The organism is Chondromyces apiculatus DSM 436 (assembly GCF_000601485.1).
GTDB lineage: Bacteria > Myxococcota_A > Polyangia > Polyangiales > Polyangiaceae > Chondromyces > Chondromyces apiculatus.
In genome coordinates, this window is the sequence record NZ_ASRX01000011.1 from 183,279 (window position 1) to 199,736 (window position 16,458).

Sequence of the window (16,458 nt, forward strand, 5' to 3'; positions counted from 1 at the left end):
CCTGGTGCCGGCATTTTGTAAGATCTCTCTGAACTGATATGTATTGCCTACGATCTGACGCGCTGCCAACGCGCGACGGCTTCGAGGAAGCGCTGCTTCGCGGTGCTGAGCCTAGAGAGCCACGCTGGTGGTGACGAGGAGGTGCGGTAGCAGTCAACAGCACTCGCACCACCTATGGTGCAGTGCGTCTCGTCCGTTGTGCTGGTCGCGGTAGGGAGTCGAATGTCTGGGGGCTATGCGGCCCTACCCTCATGAACCAGCTCTGCCACGCCTCCTGTGCTCAGGAACCTGTCGCGGTCGATCAGAGGTAGCAGGGGAGCGAGGCGGCGCTCGCGCTCTATGACCCCGAGCAGATGTGCGGCTGCGACGGCGTAGATGGCTGGCGGCAGCTCCCCACGTAGGAGCTGCACCCGGAGGAACAATGCAGCGGTCTGCACGACGTCTTGGAGGCAGTAGGCACGCACCTGCTCGACCTCGCCTGCATCGATCATCGCTTGGACGTTGCTACCGTTGACATCGAGCTTCCCCGGCATGCCGATGAGCTTTGCGGCGAGGCTGAGGCCGTACGGGCGGGCCGCGCCGTGATCAACCAGCAGGTCCATCAGATCGATGTGTCCGTAGTCTGAGTAGCGGCGACGCGCTTCGGTCTCGTAGTACCAGGGCCAGGCGAGACCGTGGTGCAGGCACCGTGCAACGAGCACCGGCAGATCGAAGCCGCGCCCGTTCCAGGATACGAGCGTTACGCCGATCCCTTCGGCAAGCTTCGCGTTCAGGAAGGCGACGAGCGCCGCGAGCACGGTAAACTCGTCGCGGCCCTCGCTGACGATCCAGGTACGACGCAGCCGGTAGGAGGCGTCGAGCAACGCGGCGCCCATCGCGACGATCTTGTGGTACGGCGGAGCGGGGAACACGTCCCCTCCGCTCTTTTTCTTGGGTGGAGGCGGGAGTGAAGTGTCGAGCACCGTCTCCAGATCGAGAACAAGAAAGGAATTCATGAGCACCTCCAACGACGAAGAATCAGGCTGAATTCACGATGTGCCGAGCGGAGGCGCATCGTGGCGATGTAGTGAGAGACGCCGAGGGTCTCGGCGATCTCTTTGATTTCGCACTGCGCCGCGTACCGCAGCATGAGCACCTCAACGGAGTGCGGAGGCATCAGGTCGAAGGCGCGGAGGATGTCGCGCGCCTCCACCGTGCTCTGCACTGCAGGCAGATGCGGCAGCCAAGAGTCAGCGCCGGGCACCGCCCACGGCGAAGCGCTCGGGACCTCGCGCCGCCTCGACGCCTTCTCGCGGTAATGCGAGACCTGTCGCCACGTGATGCCCGTGAGCCAGAGCTTCAAGGCATCGCCAAGCGGTTGCCCGGGCGAGGGCTGGAAGCGGCCCTCTCTCATGGCCACCCACGCCCCAGCCGTGACTTCTTGGACGACATCCTCCATGTCTTGCGGAGGCACCTTCATGGCGCGCAGGAGCGCGCGCACGTAGGGCGCCATCCGGACGATGGGCATCTCGTCCACGTAGAAGCTGGCTGGAGCGTGGGCGGCACCATCGCGGCGCCGCCGGGGCGTCACGCCTTCGCCTCCGGCGGAGCGTCATCGGGGGACTGCGGGGTGAACGGGTCAGGCTGCGGGCGCTTGCAGTGCGCGCACCTGCCGTTGCGGTTGCCGATCACCACGTCATCCATCGTGAGGTTCGTGGACTTCGAGATGCGGTAGGCGATCTCCGCGGTCGCGTCGTAGGTGCCGTTCCAGATCTTCTCGGCGTCGCCCTTGCCGAGCACGAGGAGCGTGTCGACTGCGGACCAAGAGCCGCCGCAGAGGCCCTTGATGGTGTGGAGGATCTCGCGCAGGCTGGCGCTCTCCTGCTCGTCCAGCGAGACCTCCATCGACGACTCCCGGAAGGGGCCGCGGGTGATCATGACCGCACCTCCCACGCCGCCCCGCAGTGCGCGCAGGTGCTCGCGAGCTTCGGGCCGCCCATGAGCGCTTCTAGCGTGGTGCCCGCAGCCTTCGCCGCCCGAAGAGCCATGGCGGCGGATACGGGCCTCGCCCCATAGGCAACCTTCTCCAAGAAGCCCCGGGCCACGCCGAGGGTTTCCGCGAGGCAACTCCACGATCCATAGGCGGTTCTAAGATTGCGAAGGGCGGCCCTGATTTGCCGCTGCTCCGTATGGGTAAGAGGGATCGCTGCACGGCGCCCCCTGGACGGACGGGGGCCTTGGCCCTTCCCATGGGGGGCCGGATGGACGAGTCTCAGCATGTCGGACCTCGGTAAGAGAGGTTTCGGCCACGCAGCCCGGGGTGTTACCAGCACCCGCGGGCTGCACTACTTCGGCCCAGAACCTAGCTTCCGCCGCGGCCCGCGCATCCCACTTAGGACAAAAACGGGTGAACTAGGACACTACCCTCGTGGGGGTAGTGTCCCAACTAGGACACGAGGCCCCCTCAGCTAGGACACGAGAGTAGAGGTGTCCTGAGTGTGTGACTGGCTACACGGTGACTCTGCCGCGAGTTCGTGGCTTGCGAGCCTGCTCGCCTGGCCATGGGACATCAGGCAGCGGCGTTCTTCGCTCCTTGTCACCGCCGTTCGCCACGGTGACTCCGGCGATGGCAAGCATTTTCGAGTGCTGTATGCCGGGGCGCGGCTCGACGCGACCTCCGCGGCGTTGCCTTCTCATTCGCCCTGACGCAGAGCCCACAGGCCGCGAAGAGTGCGCATGTGGCGCTGGCGGCGACGAGAACCGCGACGCCTACGAGCTGGCCGGCGACGACGTGGCGTAACCCCGGATGCGCTCTTCAGAGCGACAATCCCTCCAGCATTGCAACCGGAACGCCACCCTGTGGCCCGGGCGACGCGAACAGGAGAGGTGATCGCCCGTGAACAGGAACCGGCTGCGGTAGAGCAGGCACAACGAACCAGGCGTGTGTTTCCCGGCTGCGGGAGCACGGCGAACCCGGCGTCTGCGAGCGACTCTTCGGAGATTGAATGAAGCTCTCAGCCTGCATCAACCCTGATGGAGCCTCACGATCATGCCGTCCCGACGGCGACCGCCTTGCGCAGAAAGCGATCGCTCGACGCCTGCTCGAGCATGAATTGCGCGAGAGCAGTTCGTGACGTCTTGTGCATCCCCGGCACCATGTAGCCTTCGACCGCACGGTAAGGGGTGTCAGGGGGCATATCCTCCAGCCGCGCGGGCCGCACGATCGTCCAGTTGCGATCGCTCTGCATCACGAGCGCCTCCATGCGTCGCATGTCCTCGTAGAGCGTGCGCCCGAACAGCGGTTTGATGATCCGGCCGAACAAGAAGCCCTCTTCTTCCGGAGAATACTCTGGCCTCGTTCCCCCAGAGGTCACGCACACCAGCCGGTCGATCCCGGACGCCTTCATCGCTGCCAGGATGCTCTTCATCCCCTGCGAGTAAACGCTGATCGGCTTGAAGCTGTACTGCGCGCCGAAGAGCGACAGCACGACCTCCTGCCCGTCCACCGCGCGCGCGACGTCCGCCGCGTCGAGCACGTCGCCCCGCGTGACCTGGAGCTTCTCGTGGCGAATCGAGAACGCTTCGGGGTGGCGGGTCACCGCGCTCACCTGATGGCCCGCCTGTAGCGCGAGCTGCGTGAGGATCTTTCCTGATGGACCATTGGCGCCGAAAATGACGATTTTCATGGGTTGTATCCTGTACCGGGAGGCACGACGGAATGGATGTACGTCGGATCTACTTCGTGACTTTCAACGTGCATGTGCGGCTGATGCAGACGCGGCGGTGCGCCGGGGAAGCAGGAAGGCGCAGCCAATCGTCAGGACCAGCGCCACGCAGAACACGGTCATGGCCGTGACGTGCTCCTGCATGACCACTTCGTTTTCAGGACGGTCGGTGAGGACGAGACCCAGCACCGTGAGCCCCGCGACTCCCCCGACGTAACGCATCGTCGAGGTCAGCCCGGCGGCCATCCCGCTCTTCTCCCGCGGCACGTCGCCCATGGCCGCGGCCTGCGACGGCGCGCTCGACAGGCCCATGCCGGCCCCGAGCATCACCAGGGCCGGGATCGCGTCCGTCATCGCCCCGAGCGGCCGCGTCGCGAGCAGGGCCATCCCGGAGAGGGCGAGCACGCAGCCGGAGAGCGTCACCGCGCGCGGCCCGAAGCTGTCGGAGGCGCGCCCCGCGACGAGCGAGACCACCACCATCGTCCCCATCAGGGTCAGCAGCGTGTTGCCCACGTCGCGGGGCCCCACGGCGAAGAGCCGCCCCGCCACCTGCGGCAGCTCGAAGATCGTCGCGTACATCGCGAAGTTCTGGAGCGCGATGATCAGGCTGCCTCCCACGAACGCGCGCAGCCGGAACAGCGAGAAGTCGATGACCGGGTCCGCGGCGCGCCGCTCCCAGAGCACGAAGGGCACGAAGCCGAGCACCCCGAGCGCCGCAGCCCAGCGGAGGTGTGTGTGCTCCAGGCCGAGGACCAGCCCCACCAGCGACGCGCCGAGCAGCACCGAGCCCAGGAGGTCGAAGCGCGGCCGCCGTGGCGCGGGCAGCGCGGGCCCCACGACCGCCCCGGCCTGCGGAGGGGACGTGCCAGCGTGTGCGAGCGCGGCGGAGACGAGCAGCACCGGCACGTTCACGAGGAAGATCGAGGTCCACCCGAAGTGCGCCACGAGCTGCGCGCCGACCGTCGGCCCTGTGCCTGCCGCGATCCCCATGACCGCGCCAAACGCCCCGAAGGCCCGCCCGCGCACCTCGGGCGGCAGCTCCGTGCGGAGCAAGGCCATCGCGCTCGGGGCCATGATCGCGCCGCCCGCGGCCATCACGATGCGCGCCGCCGTGAGCGCCGGGAGCACGGGCCAGAGATAAGCGAGCGCGGCGCCAGCCGCCAGAAGGAGCTGACCCAGCCCGAGCGCCTTCCGGTGGCCGAGCCGGTCACCGAGCTTTCCTCCGGGGCTTTGCAGGACGATGTTCGTGAGGAGATAGCTCGTCACGAGCGCTTGCCGGAGCGCGCCGGAGTCGGCCGGGAGGGTGCGCGCCATCTCCGGAAGCGCCACGGCCACCATCGTGGAGTTGAGCGGCCCGAGCGCCGCCGACAGGGCAATGGCGACGAGGAGCCGCACCGGCAGAGGGGCTGAGGACGAACCCTCAGCCATGATCCACCTCGCCCGTCGCGGCCGGGCCGAGGAGCGTCACGCGGCCTTCCGTGCCGTCGACGAGGATCTCCTGGCCATCCACGATGCGCGTCGTCGCCCCAGCGGCCCCCAGGACGGCGGGGACGCCGTATTCGCGTGCGACGATCGCCGCATGGGAGGCCGCGCCGCCGACGTCCGTCACGACGCCAGCGGCGAGGTTGAAGAGCGGCGTCCACGAGGGGTTCGTGTATCTGCAGACCAGAATTTCCCCGGCCTTCAAGCGCTCGAACTCGTGTTCGCTGCGCACGATGCGCGCCATGCCGCGTACCACACCGGACGACGCCCCGGTGCCGCGCAGCTCGTTGCCCGATGCGCTTGCCGCGTTCTGGAACGCTCGCTTCTGCCACCTCCCGTTGACCACCCCGTACGTCGCGCGTCTGCGTCGAACGAGCCGCTTCACCTCGTCCAGCGGAGGCGCGCTCCCGCGGAGCCACGCCCGGACCTCGGCTTCCGTCAGGTAGAAGATATCGTCAGGGGTCGGCAACTGCCCGCGCTCGTGGAGGCGACGGGCGATATCGGCCACCACCGCCTGCATCGCCGAGAATGAGCGGGCCAGATCGAAGTGCGAGCGCTCCCGGTAGATGATTGCTTTGCGCAGCTGCTCCAGGGTGCGCTCGAATGAACCGGGCAACCCCGGCACGAAGCGCAGCTTGTGGGTGACCTCTTCGAGCGCCGCGCGGTAACGTTTCAGGCTGGCTTCTTCGGACGGCGGCTCGGTCGTGTCGAGGAGGCCGCGGAGCAGCGCCCACATGGGCGTGGGATCCTGTCGCCAGGTCGGCGCCGAGAGGTAAAAGCCCGTGGTCTCCCGGTGCCCATGCTCGTCCAGAAAAGCCTCGACCTCGGCGAGGTAGGCGCGGCCGACCACCGATGCTCTCAGATCCTCGGGCCGCCCCTCGCGAATCGGGCGTGAAACATCCGGCCCGGCGCTCGCCGCTCGGCGCGCGAGCTGGAAGAGCGCGAGATTGACGTCGGATGTCCGGGTGTGCAGGCCCGAGACGAGGTCGCCCATGACGGTCCCTGCGCGCTTTCGTCCCACGGCGACGGTGACGGGAATGCGCAGCGCGACCGCGGCGAGCTGGCTGACGATCCCCTCGAAGCGCTTGCTCAGGACTTCTGTCGTCACCTGCACGATCCGATCGGCGCGGCCGAGGAGCGCGGCGTCGTCGAGGGCGCGGATATCAACCCGCGCGCACGCCTCCTGGATGCGCTTGAACGCCTCGGCCTCCCACCACGCCATCCAGTCGTGGCGCAGGCTGGCCGCGACCTTCCCGGGCAGCCCGAGCAGCCGCAGGGTGGGATGCGGCTGCGGCATCACCAGCATCTCCCGCCAGACCTGGTCCAGCATCGCGCGCTCCTCGGTCGCGTCCACCTCGGCCCCGAGGAAGCGCATCGTGTGGATGAGCGCTGGGATCACCATCCGGAAGCCCCATTGATCGAGCGGCTTGGGGGCGACGGGGAACCTGTCGTCATCGTTCGCCGCGACCATCCTCTGCTGCATGCGGTTGAGCTTTGGCGATGGCGGGAGGGGCTCGATCTCGGCCTCGTAGAGCGTGGTGATCGGGCGTGACTGGAGGAGGTGAATGGTGCTGCCCTCGAAGGCGAACTCCACGTCCTGAGGGCAACCGAAATGGTTCTCGAGGCGGAGCCCGAGGCGTGCCAGCGCGAGCACCATTGCATCGCTCGGGGCAGGACGGGAGGCCTCGCGGCGGTCGCGGTCCTCGATCGCGACATCCTCCGCGACATCCTCGCCACCCGAGCCCGTGGGGCCGGCGAGAGGCTCGCGCCGCAGGCGGTACACATCGCCTGTCGTGTGACCCGAGACCACGGCCTCGCCGAGGCCCGGTGCGAGTTCCAGGAGCATGCGGTCGGCGCGCTGGACGACTGGATCGACGGTGAACAGAACCCCGGCGAAATCGGCCGGCACCATGCGTTGCACGACGACGGCGATGTTCACCTCCAGGTGATCGATATGGCGCGCCGCCCGGTAGCGCAGGGCTCGCGGGCTCCAGAGCGACGCCCAGCAGCGCCGCAGCGCGAGGAGGAGATCGTCTTCCCCCGCCACGTCGAGGAACGTCTCGTGCTGGCCCGCGAACGAGGCATCCGCGAGGTCTTCGGCCGTCGCCGAGGAGCGCACCGCGACGCGGGACGCGCCGAGCTCGCGATGGGCATCACGAACCGCGCTCTCGATCGTCGGCAGCATCTCGCCTTTTTCGAAGAGCGCCGCCACCTCCGAGGCCGCTGCCTCCCAGCGATTCACAGCGAGGTGCGCCGAGATGCGCTCGGCCAGCCCCCATTCGCGCGCTTGCTCCGCATAGGCTCGCGCGCTCACCACGAACCCGGGCGGCACGCTGAGCCCGAGCCGCATCAATTCCCCGAGATTCGCGCCCTTGCCGCCTGCCGTGGCGAGATCAGCGCGGGACAGGCTGCTCAAGCGATGGATGAGTGTGACCGACACCGGGTCACCTCCTTGCCAGCAGGGCACCAATGGCGCCGGGCGGCACGGCGGGCCCACCGAACGCCTCCTTGTACGCGAGCGCTGTTTTCGACCCGGAGTGGAGGGCCCGCAGGAGCCCAGTCTCCTGGGCCGCAGAGACCACGGAGGCCACAGCAAACAGATCCATCACATCCATGTTCATCGGCGTCCTCCTTCGCTTTGGCAGAAGGCATCGAACCCGGCGCAGCAGCGTCATTCGGCCGCGGGCGGCGGCCGGGCGCTGTCGGTACGTTACTCTGGAATCACCTGGTCTTCGCTTCGGGCGCGAACATTCGACAGAGCACCTCGACGGCAAACTCGACGTAGGCGCGGTTCTCGGCGGGTTCGAAGCGCTGACGCGAGAGGTGCTGGTGAAACGGCCGGAAGTGCAGCGCGCCGAGGAAAAGGTCGGCAGCGTGCTCCGCCGGCACCGGGCGCAAAAGCCCCCGTGTGAAGGCGCGCTCGAACCATGCGGCGACCTCACGCCGCGCGCGGACGGGCGGCAGGTCCTCGGGTCGCTCGACCCCGGGATCGACATGCACGCCCGCGGAGCGGAGCACCGCCAGGCACGGCACCATGCGCTCGAGGTGCGCCGAGATCTCCATGGCGAGTTCGCGGAGCTGGGTCTGCACGTCGCGGTCGTCCGGGCCTGAGCGCGCGCGCTCGAGCCATGGCTGCTCCGGGCTCGGCAAGAGGGCGGCCCGCAAGAGCTGCTCCTTGGTGCCGAAACGCTGAAAGAGCACTCCGTGGGAGATGCCGAGCTGCTCGGCAATCACGGTCGTCGAGATGCCGGCACCGTGCTCCAGGAAACATGCGCGCGCCTGCTCAAGGATCTGCTCGTCCGTGATGTTGCGCTGCCGAGCCATTAATAACTATCCTGATATTTATCATCAGGAAGGTCAAGTGCGAACGCAGCGGGGCGCTGTGCACTTCGCAAATGTTGGGGTGTTCACATGCTCCGCTCGCGTCGCCATCGTCAACCTCCGAGTGCGTGCGAGCAGACCTCCTACGGCCTCGGGCAGCGCCCAGTCACGATGGCGACCACCGGGCGCTTGCGTTGGGATGGAGGTGAGCCGCGCCTGCCTGACACGGCCCACGGGCACCCGTCGACCTCGGGGGGCTCCCTCGGGGGGCGAGGTCGCGCCGGCGCGACACTTACCTGGCGTAGCTGGCCACGATCTGCCCGACGAGCTTGGCCCAGGGCATGTCGAGGGCGTCGTAGACGGGGCCCGCTTCCGGCCGGGCGTTGTCTTTGAGGATCTCGACCATGAGGGTCGCGTAGTCGGAGAGGATGACGCCAGCCTGGCTCAGACGGAGCAAGTTGACGTCGTGCTTGGTCTTGCTGAACGTGCCCGAAGCGTCGACCGCCACATAGGCGTCGTGGCCGCGCGCCGCGGCAGTCATGGCCGGGAAGCCCGCGCAGACTTCGAGCGAGATGCCGGCGAAGATCAGCTTCTTGCGGCCGGTGGCCTCGATCGCCGCGGCGACGCGCGCGTCATCGTAGGCATTGACCGAAGAACGATCGAGGATCGCGATGCCGTCCAGCGCCGCGACCAGCTCCGGGAAGGTCGGTCCCCACAGGCTGTCGCGCGCGGTGCTGGTGGCGACGATCGGTAGGCCCAGGGCTCTCGCGGCCTTCGCCAGCACCACGACATTGTGCTTCAACTCGCCAGTCTCGTAATCGCGCACGCCGGTCATGAGATTGACCTGGTGATCGACCAGGATGACAGCGGCGTTGTCCTGGTTCAGCGGTTCATAGGTGCGGGTCGTCATGGTGTTCTCCAGCAGGTTTCAGATTCCGATCACGAGCACGGTTCGTGTCGGGGGAATACCTAAGGGCTGGACGCCTGACCGAAAAGTCTTGAAAACGCAACGCATCGTCCGATGTGATGGACGATGAGGTGTGGTGAATGCGCGATCTGAACGATTTCTACTTTTTCGTCCAGGTGGTCGATCGCGGGGGATTCACGGCGGCCGGTCGAACCCTCCGCGTGCCCAAATCGACGCTGAGCCACCGCATCCAGCAGCTCGAATCCGAACTTGGGGTGCGGCTGCTCAACCGCACCTCGCGCCGGTTCGGCATGACCGACGCGGGCGAGGACTTTTATCGTCATGCGGTGGTGATGCTCCGCGAAGCGGAACTCGCCGAGACCACGATTCGCAACCGCCTGACCGAGCCGACCGGGACCGTCCGCTGTACGAAGAGCCCCCAGGATCTCCAGAACCACCCCTCGCTGTTCATGATGCGAGCTGGCGTCGAACCGGTGTGGCGCCTGCGTCATGCGCGGCAGAAGCGGGATGAGATCGTCGTTCCGTTGACGCCGAGATTGCTGAGCGACGACATGGTCGGCCTCCAGCAGGCCGCGATCAAAGGCCTCGGCATCGTCGCTTTGCCCGGCTACATCTGCCGATCCGCTGTTCGGTCGGGCCATCTGGAGCGCGTGCTTCCTGGCTGGATCGCCGGAGACTCCACCCTCACCGCGCTCATCCCTTACAGGCAAGGATTGCTTCCATCGGTTCGCGCCTTCCTCGACCATCTGGCGGCCGAGCTTCCGAAGACGGTACTGATGTAGCGACTGCGCGCGTCGCAGCCGATGGGTGTCATCGCGGGACGCCGAACCAGGATGAGCCTCTGCGCACAGTCGTCCGCGGAGGGCCCGTCAGCGTTCGTCCTGCTGGACGCTGAGTCCAGAACACGGTGACTTCTCGGCCGGGCGGCGATCCTTGAGAGTACCGATCGATAAAGCCGGTGCCGGAGTCACTGAAATGGGCAACATCGCGAAGATCGAGAACGCTGGATTGCTGCAAAATGAGTTCACCGAAGCGGCCGTGAGCTGGGTCTCACCGATCGAGCGCGAACGTGAGAAGGCATTGCGCGAGCAGCTCGCCACCTTCTGGGCGAGAGCCACCGGCGCGCCGAGAGATGTCTATGACACCTTCGTCGCGGGCAGCCCGCTGACGGACGATGTGACGCTCGAAGAGGTCGATACCGACGCCGTTCATGGCTGGTGGGTGCGGCCGCGCGAGGCGACCCCCGGCGAGGCGATTCTCTATATCCATGGCGGCGGCTATGTGCAGGGCAATGCCAGGGCCTATCGCGGTTTCGTCAGCCAGATCGTCAGTCGCAGGGGCGTCCCTGCCTTCGTCATCGACTATCCGCTGGCACCTGAAGCGACCCTGCCAGCCGCGCCGGCTGCGGCGCTGAGGGCATGGGGCTACATGGTCCAGAGCGGCTGCGACCGGATCGCGATCGTCGGCGATTCCGCGGGCGGCGGCCTCTCGCTCGTCACGCTTTCCGCGCTGACGAAGGCGTCGCGCGGCCCGAAGCCGATCGCGGGCGTGGTCTTCTCGCCCTGGGTAGATCTTGCCTTCACCGGTCGTTCGATGACCGATCCAGCCGTCGTCGATCCGCTGATCGGCCACGACTACCTGCAGGATTGCGCCCTCAAGTACAGGGGAGCCCTCGCCGCGACCGATTCCATGGCTTCGCCGCTCCACGGTGATCTCACCGGCCTGCCGCCGTTGTTCGTGCAGGTCGGGGCGGACGAGCGCCTGCTCGATGACTCCCGGCAATTCGCCTTCGTGCTGGCTTCTGAAACCGTTGGCCTCAAGCGGGTGAGTGACTTCAATGGCGCCGAGCAGGACGGCGTTTCGCCCTATCCGCTGAACGTCGTCGACGAGAAGCGGGTCAACACCGGCATCGCGTATTTGACGGAAGAGGTTCGGCGCCGGCCGAACCTGACGATCATGGGTGGCGCAGAGGTCGACACCGTCCTGCATGACGGACGGCGCGCGACCGGCATTCGCCTCGCGAGCGGGGAGACCATTGCGGCCGGGCAGGTGATCCTCTCTGCCGGCGCGTACGGCAGCCCCGCGATCCTCATGCGGTCGGGCATCGGACCGTCAGCGCACCTGCGGGCGCTTGGTGTCCCCGTCGTCGTGGATGCTCCCGTGGGCGAGCGGCTCAAGGAGCATCCCTTTTATTACAACGTCTACGCGCTGAAGCCCGAGGCCGGGGCCATGACCCCAGTTGCTGGCGCGATCATCTGGACGAACTCCAGCGAGGCCGGCCCCGACGAGCTGGATCTGCAACTCTCTGGCACGCACATCTTCGATCCGGCGCAAAGCCCGACCGGCGGCGCGATCGTGCTGGCCTGCGCCGTGACGCTGCCCAGGTCGAACGGGTCGATCCGCCTCGCGAGCAGGGATCCGCGGGTCATGCCGCTCATCCGATTCAACTTCTTCGACGATCCCAGCGACCTTCGGCGCATGAAGGAGGCCGTGCGGCTGTCGCGCCGCATCGGTCGCACCGCGCCGTTCAGCGATACGATCGCGTTCGAGATAGCGCCGGGTGTCGACGTGGAGGATGACGCTGCGCTCGAGAAGGCGATCCTCGCGCAGGTGGACGGCTATTCCCACCCGACCTCCACCGTTCCCATGGGCAGTGACAGCGATCCGACCGCGGTGGTGGACAGGAATGGCGCGGTGCGCGGCGTGGAACGCCTCCACGTCGTCGATGCTTCGATCATGCCGGATATCGTCTCGGCGCCGACGAATGTGACGACAATCATGATTGCGGAGGCCATCGCCCAGCGACTTTGAACCCTTCACGGCAACCAACGAGCGAGACCTGAGGGGGTAATGGACCCTGGAGATGGCTGGCACGAGCCGCCTATCGCCCGAGATAGACGGTGAACTCGTTTCCACGCCACTGTTCGAAGGGCAGAGGCAAGGAGCCATAGCCGCTGGAGGGATCTCGGACGTAGGCGAGGTAGTCGCCGGCCTGCTCGTACGCATTTTCCGCCAGGATCATGGCGCCGATCTTGAGGTGAGGCTCGATGAGCTTGAGGATCGGCATGTAGAGCGTGAAGGCGCCATCCAGATGCACCATGTCGACCTCGCCGGGAAGCTGGGTCAAGGTATCGCGGGCATCGCCTTCGCGGATCTCGACGCGTTCCCCCAGGCCTGCCGCCTCGATGTTGGCGCGCGCGCGTTGCACCTTGCCAGGCTCGAGCTCCGTGCCGATCAGCGTTCCGCCGCGCCCCATGTCCTGAAGCGCCGCGGCGAGATGGATTGCGGAGATGCCCATGGATGTTCCGAATTCGACGATACGCTGAGCATTTCGGGCCCGGGCACAGAGATAGAGCATGCGGCCGAACTCCGGGGACACATTCAGGAAATGATCCGCGAATGCGCGGTATGTTCCTCGCAGATCCTTCTTCTCGGATTCCACAAGCTCTCCCACATAATCCTCAGGCGCGCCGCCCCGCGCCGAATGCTCCTCCATCAATTTGCCGTCCGCGGCCTCCGCCTCCTGAAAAAGGCGGCGCAGCGTGTCGGCTACAGGACCTTGCTCGAGGGAATTCATTGCCACCAGGCGCGGGGAATTCGAATTCATGGCGTTCATGGAAGCCCACGGTACGTGTCCCGCATCGATTCGTCCAAGACCTAGATTGCTCTCCTATGATACCTTCATAGCAACGGTCTCGAGCCCATGGAACTCCGACACCTGCGCTACTTCGTGACGATCGCCGAGGAGCAGAGCTTCCGCCGGGCCGCCACCAGGCTCCACGTCTCGCAGTCTCCGCTGAGCCGGCAGATGAAGGACCTCGAGGAGGAGATGGGCGTCGCGCTCTTCGAGCCCGCGGGGCGTGGGATCAAGCTCACCGCCGCAGGTCGGCTCTTTGCCGAGAGAGCTCAGGGAATCCTCGCGAGCGTCGACGCGGCCGTCGACGAAGCCAAGGGGGTCGCCGAAGGCAAGCTCGGCACCGTGGTCATCGGCTTTGAAACGGGAGCGACCTTCATGGGGGTGTTGTCCTCCCTCGTCGCGGCGTTTCGAAAGCGAACGCCCCGTGTGGGCCTGCAACTCGTCCCCCTGAGCAGCGTCGAGCAGTGGACGGCGTTGCGGCAGGGGACGATTGCCTTCGGCTACGGTGCCTACGCACCCAGCGACGACGCCCTGAGCTACCTGGAGATGAGCCGTGACCGACTCGGGCTGCTTCTCTCCCGCGAGCATCGACTCTCACGGCTCGCGAAGATCCGGCTCCGAGATCTCGAGAGCGAGCGCGTGCTGCTCCAGCCACGTCAGCTCTACCCGAGCCTCCACGCGGACATCATCACGGCTGCGCGCGCGCAAGGCGTCACGCTGCGCGGGACGGCGGAGGTGCTCGATCTGGAGGCGCTCCTGGCTCTGGTCGTGATCGGCGACGCGGTCACCTTCCTCGCGGAGAAGGCCTCGGACCTGGTTCCGCCAACCTCGGCGGTGTGGCGGCCTGTCGAAGATCTCCACATCAACCTGAGTGAATTCGTCACGTGGCGCGCGAAGGAAGCCGACGCGCCCGTGGTGCGAGCGCTGATCGAGAGCGCACGAGAGGTAGGCCCGAGACTACAGCCCGCCGCTGGCCGCCCGCGCTCCTCCTCGACCACCCACCGAAACCGTCGCCACAAGCGCTGAGGTGTCTCAGGACAACGCCCTGCCCCTCGTGGGGGTGAAGGAAGTCCGCTCGGGTACTGGACCGAGGCCGACGGCCACCGGGTGATGCGCGCCTTCAAGTGAGCGGACCGGGTATCCTGTTCGCTGCTCCCAATCCACCCAGCGGCACCGGTGGCCCTGGAACCATGGAGAGACCAGGATGAACAAGGCTGATTTCGCGCACCTCGCCACGTGGCCCCTGCTGGTGCTCGCCGCCTGTGGCGGCAACGTGGTCGTCGACCAAGACACCTCACGTCTACATGGCCACCTACGATGGAGGCCAGGTGGTCCGCTTCGCCAAGCAGAGCGAGGTGCTCGAGGTGCTCCACGATGGTGAGGACCTGCCGGTCGGCATCGCCGTGGATGGCACCCACGTCTACTGGGCCTCCCAGGCCCCCGACGGCAGCCTCCGCAGGGCACCGCTCGCGGGCGGCCCTGCCGAGACCCTCTACACCGGCTTCCTCGCGCCCTGGAAGATCGTGGTCGAGGATGGTGCCGTCTACGTCGCCGACCAGTTCGCGGGCCACGTGTTCCGGATCCCCCTGAACGGCATGCCTGCCCAGCAGGTGGCCCACCAGATGGGCCCTCTGGGCATCGCCCTCGACGAATCCCACATCTACTCGGCAGACGCCGAAGGCTGGGCGATCACCCGGGCGCCCCGCGAAGGCGGCGGCGCCGCCTTCGCCATCGCCGACGCGGAAGATCCGATCGACATCGTGGTCGACGAGGAGAACGTGTACTGGACCGAGGGCGAAGGGGGCATCACCGCCATGCAGAGCAAGACCGGAGGCGACCCCCCCATCGTTCTCAAAAGCGGCCAGCGGATCACCAGTGCCATCGAGCAGGACGACACCCACATCTACTGGACCGAGAGCGGCGGCGGCAGGGTGATGCGCGTGGCCAAGTGATGCCATCGGCAACGGCCTTCAGGGCACCGCCGATACCCGCAATGGCGCACCACCGACGAACACCGCTTCGGTGTCGCCGGTGCACGCGGTCCTCGGAGAGGACGTGCAGAGCGGGGAGGCCAATGGCCCAGGGAGCAAACGCGGAGCGCCGCCGCAGCGAGAGGCCACGTGGGGCGCGAGCCTGTGCCAGGGCGGGCTGCGCAGGCAGAGCGCCACTGACGTCGTCGCCAGAGGCGGTCAGGGGCGCGTGAAGGCGGCGAGGTAGCGGGCGAGGAGGTCAGGGAGGCCGGGGCTCTGCTCGGAGCCGAAGGCGCCGTGGGCATCGGTGCGGTAGAGCGGGCTCTCGACGATGTCGGGGCCGAGGCGCCGGGCCACGGGGAGGTGGCCATGGAGCCAGAAGGCGCCGGGGCGCGTGCCGCGGTGCTTCCACCAGGCGAAGAGGGCGTACTTCTCGACGGCGGCGGCGAGGGGGTGGAGGGCGAGGAGATCCATGACCTCGGCGCGGTCGGCGTTGAGGAGGACGGTGGGGGCGGCGGTGAGGTCGATGCCGTCGAGCGCGGTACGGCCGTCGACGAGGGTGAGTTCGGGGAGGTCGGCGCGGGTCTGGAGGTCGTCCTGGAGGTCGTCGAGGAACGCTTGCACGGCCTGGCTGGAGAAGGTGCCGGCCGAGACGAGGTGGAGCATGCGGGGGGCGCTGGGGCTCACGGTTGCGGCTCCACGGCGAGGTAGAGGTCGTAGCCGATGAGCATCACGTCGTCGCGGGTGCGCTGGTGGCGGGCCAGGACCGCGTCGTGGGTGGTGCGGAGGGCGGCGGGGTCGGCGGCCATGCGTTCGTCGTGGGTCATGAGGTCACCGATGGGGCGGCGGGTGGCGCGGGAGGTGTCGACGTGGGCGGAGACGATGCGGTGGCCGGACTGGATGATCGGGGTCTCCGCGTAGGCGAAGGAGTGGGTTTGCCTGGCGAGTTCGCCGAGGGGCACGCCGGGATGACGGGCGGTGAGCCAGTCGAGGTGGACGATGGAGGCGACCTCGTGGATGGCGCGGAGCCGGAAGGCGCGTGCCTGGCCGATGCCGATGCCGAGCTGCTTCATGGCGCGCAGGGTGACGTAGGTGTGGGTGGGGATGCCCTTGCCCGGGACGAGCGGGACGGGGACGCCGTCCATCCAGGCGGGGAGGTCTTCGCGGTGGGCGTAGCGCAGCTCGACGGTGCCGGTGGCAGGGTCGAAGGCGCGCTCGAAGAAGCCGGAGGTGCCGCCAGGGCCCTCGACGATGGTGGTGACGAGGCGAGGCTCGGGGTCGAGGACGGTGGGGCGCGGAAGGGGTGGAGGTTGGAGCGGCGTGGGAGCAGGGCGTGCGCCGGGAGGGGACGAGGAGGCTGCGTCGCGCTTGCCGAACCACCTGCGCCAGAAGGTCATGGAGGGGAGCGTAGCCGAA

Annotated in this window: 16 protein-coding genes; 4 read left to right on the plus strand and 12 right to left on the minus strand. The window is 67.4% G+C overall.

Annotation, left to right across the window (positions count from 1 at the left end; translation table 11 throughout):
- Window positions 1-233: 233 nt before the first annotated feature.
- The 9 genes from CAP_RS08600 to CAP_RS08640 all read right to left on the minus strand — a co-directional run bounded on the left by CAP_RS08600 (window position 234) and on the right by CAP_RS08640 (window position 9,417).
- Entirely contained in the window at window positions 234-995 is a 762-nt protein-coding gene (locus CAP_RS08600; protein ID WP_052374518.1) for a ribonuclease H-like domain-containing protein, read from the minus strand.
- Complete coding sequence (locus CAP_RS08605) at window positions 992-1,570, minus strand: RNA polymerase sigma factor (RefSeq protein WP_052374520.1); 579 nt, start codon at window positions 1,568-1,570, stop codon at window positions 992-994. The genes CAP_RS08600 and CAP_RS08605 overlap by 4 nt, the downstream gene beginning before the upstream one ends.
- Window positions 1,567-1,917: a hypothetical protein gene (locus tag CAP_RS08610; protein WP_044238334.1), complete on the minus strand. Its 351-nt coding sequence runs from the start codon at window positions 1,915-1,917 to the stop codon at window positions 1,567-1,569. The genes CAP_RS08605 and CAP_RS08610 overlap by 4 nt, the downstream gene beginning before the upstream one ends.
- Before the next feature lie 1,109 nt (window positions 1,918-3,026).
- A complete protein-coding gene (locus tag CAP_RS08620; RefSeq protein ID WP_044238340.1) occupies window positions 3,027-3,665 on the minus strand; it encodes an NAD(P)-dependent oxidoreductase in 639 nt (212 codons plus the stop codon).
- Window positions 3,666-3,728: 63 nt separating this feature from the next.
- Entirely contained in the window at window positions 3,729-5,132 is a 1,404-nt protein-coding gene (locus tag CAP_RS08625) for an MFS transporter (protein WP_044238344.1), read from the minus strand.
- Window positions 5,125-7,626, minus strand: a complete 2,502-nt coding sequence (locus CAP_RS08630; protein WP_231511220.1) for a PEP/pyruvate-binding domain-containing protein — start codon at window positions 7,624-7,626, stop codon at window positions 5,125-5,127. Before CAP_RS08630 ends, CAP_RS08625 begins: the two co-directional genes overlap by 8 nt.
- A gap of 4 nt (window positions 7,627-7,630) precedes the next feature.
- Window positions 7,631-7,807, minus strand: coding sequence for a hypothetical protein (locus CAP_RS50060; protein ID WP_156040613.1), 177 nt, complete (start codon window positions 7,805-7,807; stop codon window positions 7,631-7,633).
- A gap of 100 nt (window positions 7,808-7,907) precedes the next feature.
- Entirely contained in the window at window positions 7,908-8,510 is a 603-nt protein-coding gene (locus CAP_RS08635; RefSeq protein ID WP_044238346.1) for a TetR/AcrR family transcriptional regulator, read from the minus strand.
- 289 nt (window positions 8,511-8,799) lie between these two features.
- A complete protein-coding gene (locus tag CAP_RS08640; RefSeq protein WP_044238349.1) occupies window positions 8,800-9,417 on the minus strand; it encodes an isochorismatase family protein in 618 nt (205 codons plus the stop codon).
- 137 nt (window positions 9,418-9,554) lie between these two features.
- On the opposite strand from CAP_RS08640, the gene CAP_RS08645 reads away from it, so the two are divergent.
- Both CAP_RS08645 and CAP_RS47755 read left to right on the plus strand, forming a co-directional pair.
- Window positions 9,555-10,217 carry a LysR family transcriptional regulator gene (locus CAP_RS08645; RefSeq protein WP_044238351.1) on the plus strand — a complete coding sequence of 221 codons (663 nt, stop codon included), beginning with the start codon at window positions 9,555-9,557 and terminating at the stop codon, window positions 10,215-10,217.
- Between the two features lie 193 nt (window positions 10,218-10,410).
- Complete coding sequence (locus CAP_RS47755) at window positions 10,411-12,246, plus strand: GMC oxidoreductase (RefSeq protein WP_081864684.1); 1,836 nt, start codon at window positions 10,411-10,413, stop codon at window positions 12,244-12,246.
- Window positions 12,247-12,316: 70 nt separating this feature from the next.
- Here CAP_RS47755 and CAP_RS08655 read toward each other — a convergent pair whose 3' ends face one another.
- The gene (locus tag CAP_RS08655; RefSeq protein ID WP_044238354.1) at window positions 12,317-13,012 is read right to left on the minus strand and encodes an O-methyltransferase; all 696 of its coding nucleotides are present in this window, start codon (window positions 13,010-13,012) and stop codon (window positions 12,317-12,319) included.
- Between the two features lie 126 nt (window positions 13,013-13,138).
- Here CAP_RS08655 and CAP_RS08660 point away from each other — a divergent pair, with 126 nt between their 5' ends.
- Window positions 13,139-14,098: a LysR family transcriptional regulator gene (locus tag CAP_RS08660; RefSeq protein WP_044238356.1), complete on the plus strand. Its 960-nt coding sequence runs from the start codon at window positions 13,139-13,141 to the stop codon at window positions 14,096-14,098.
- A gap of 278 nt (window positions 14,099-14,376) precedes the next feature.
- Window positions 14,377-15,024, plus strand: a complete 648-nt coding sequence (locus tag CAP_RS08665) for an NHL repeat-containing protein (RefSeq protein WP_044238361.1) — start codon at window positions 14,377-14,379, stop codon at window positions 15,022-15,024.
- A 237-nt stretch (window positions 15,025-15,261) separates the two neighbouring features.
- Here CAP_RS08665 and CAP_RS08670 read toward each other — a convergent pair whose 3' ends face one another.
- Together CAP_RS08670 and CAP_RS08675 are read right to left on the minus strand one after the other, a co-directional pair.
- The gene (locus CAP_RS08670) at window positions 15,262-15,729 is read right to left on the minus strand and encodes a hypothetical protein (RefSeq protein WP_156040614.1); all 468 of its coding nucleotides are present in this window, start codon (window positions 15,727-15,729) and stop codon (window positions 15,262-15,264) included.
- The gene (locus tag CAP_RS08675; RefSeq protein ID WP_044238367.1) at window positions 15,726-16,439 is read right to left on the minus strand and encodes a hypothetical protein; all 714 of its coding nucleotides are present in this window, start codon (window positions 16,437-16,439) and stop codon (window positions 15,726-15,728) included. Before CAP_RS08675 ends, CAP_RS08670 begins: the two co-directional genes overlap by 4 nt.
- Between the last annotated feature and the right edge of the window lie 19 nt (window positions 16,440-16,458).

Bases quoted from the DNA above. Each gene is read 5' to 3' on its own strand.
- CAP_RS08620 (WP_044238340.1), bottom strand. From the start codon at position 3,665: ATGAAAATCGTCATTTTCGGCGCCAATGGTCCATCAGGAAAGATCCTC.
- CAP_RS08665 (WP_044238361.1), top strand. From the start codon at position 14,377: ATGGCCACCTACGATGGAGGCCAGGTGGTCCGCTTCGCCAAGCAGAGC.
- CAP_RS47755 (WP_081864684.1), top strand. From the start codon at position 10,411: ATGGGCAACATCGCGAAGATCGAGAACGCTGGATTGCTGCAAAATGAG.
- CAP_RS08625 (WP_044238344.1), bottom strand. From the start codon at position 5,132: ATGGCTGAGGGTTCGTCCTCAGCCCCTCTGCCGGTGCGGCTCCTCGTC.
- CAP_RS50060 (WP_156040613.1), bottom strand. From the start codon at position 7,807: ATGAACATGGATGTGATGGATCTGTTTGCTGTGGCCTCCGTGGTCTCT.
- CAP_RS08655 (WP_044238354.1), bottom strand. From the start codon at position 13,012: ATGAATTCCCTCGAGCAAGGTCCTGTAGCCGACACGCTGCGCCGCCTT.
- CAP_RS08640 (WP_044238349.1), bottom strand. From the start codon at position 9,417: ATGACGACCCGCACCTATGAACCGCTGAACCAGGACAACGCCGCTGTC.
- CAP_RS08600 (WP_052374518.1), bottom strand. From the start codon at position 995: ATGAATTCCTTTCTTGTTCTCGATCTGGAGACGGTGCTCGACACTTCA.
- CAP_RS08645 (WP_044238351.1), top strand. From the start codon at position 9,555: ATGCGCGATCTGAACGATTTCTACTTTTTCGTCCAGGTGGTCGATCGC.
- CAP_RS08660 (WP_044238356.1), top strand. From the start codon at position 13,139: ATGGAACTCCGACACCTGCGCTACTTCGTGACGATCGCCGAGGAGCAG.
- CAP_RS08610 (WP_044238334.1), bottom strand. From the start codon at position 1,917: ATGATCACCCGCGGCCCCTTCCGGGAGTCGTCGATGGAGGTCTCGCTG.
- CAP_RS08635 (WP_044238346.1), bottom strand. From the start codon at position 8,510: ATGGCTCGGCAGCGCAACATCACGGACGAGCAGATCCTTGAGCAGGCG.
- CAP_RS08675 (WP_044238367.1), bottom strand. From the start codon at position 16,439: ATGACCTTCTGGCGCAGGTGGTTCGGCAAGCGCGACGCAGCCTCCTCG.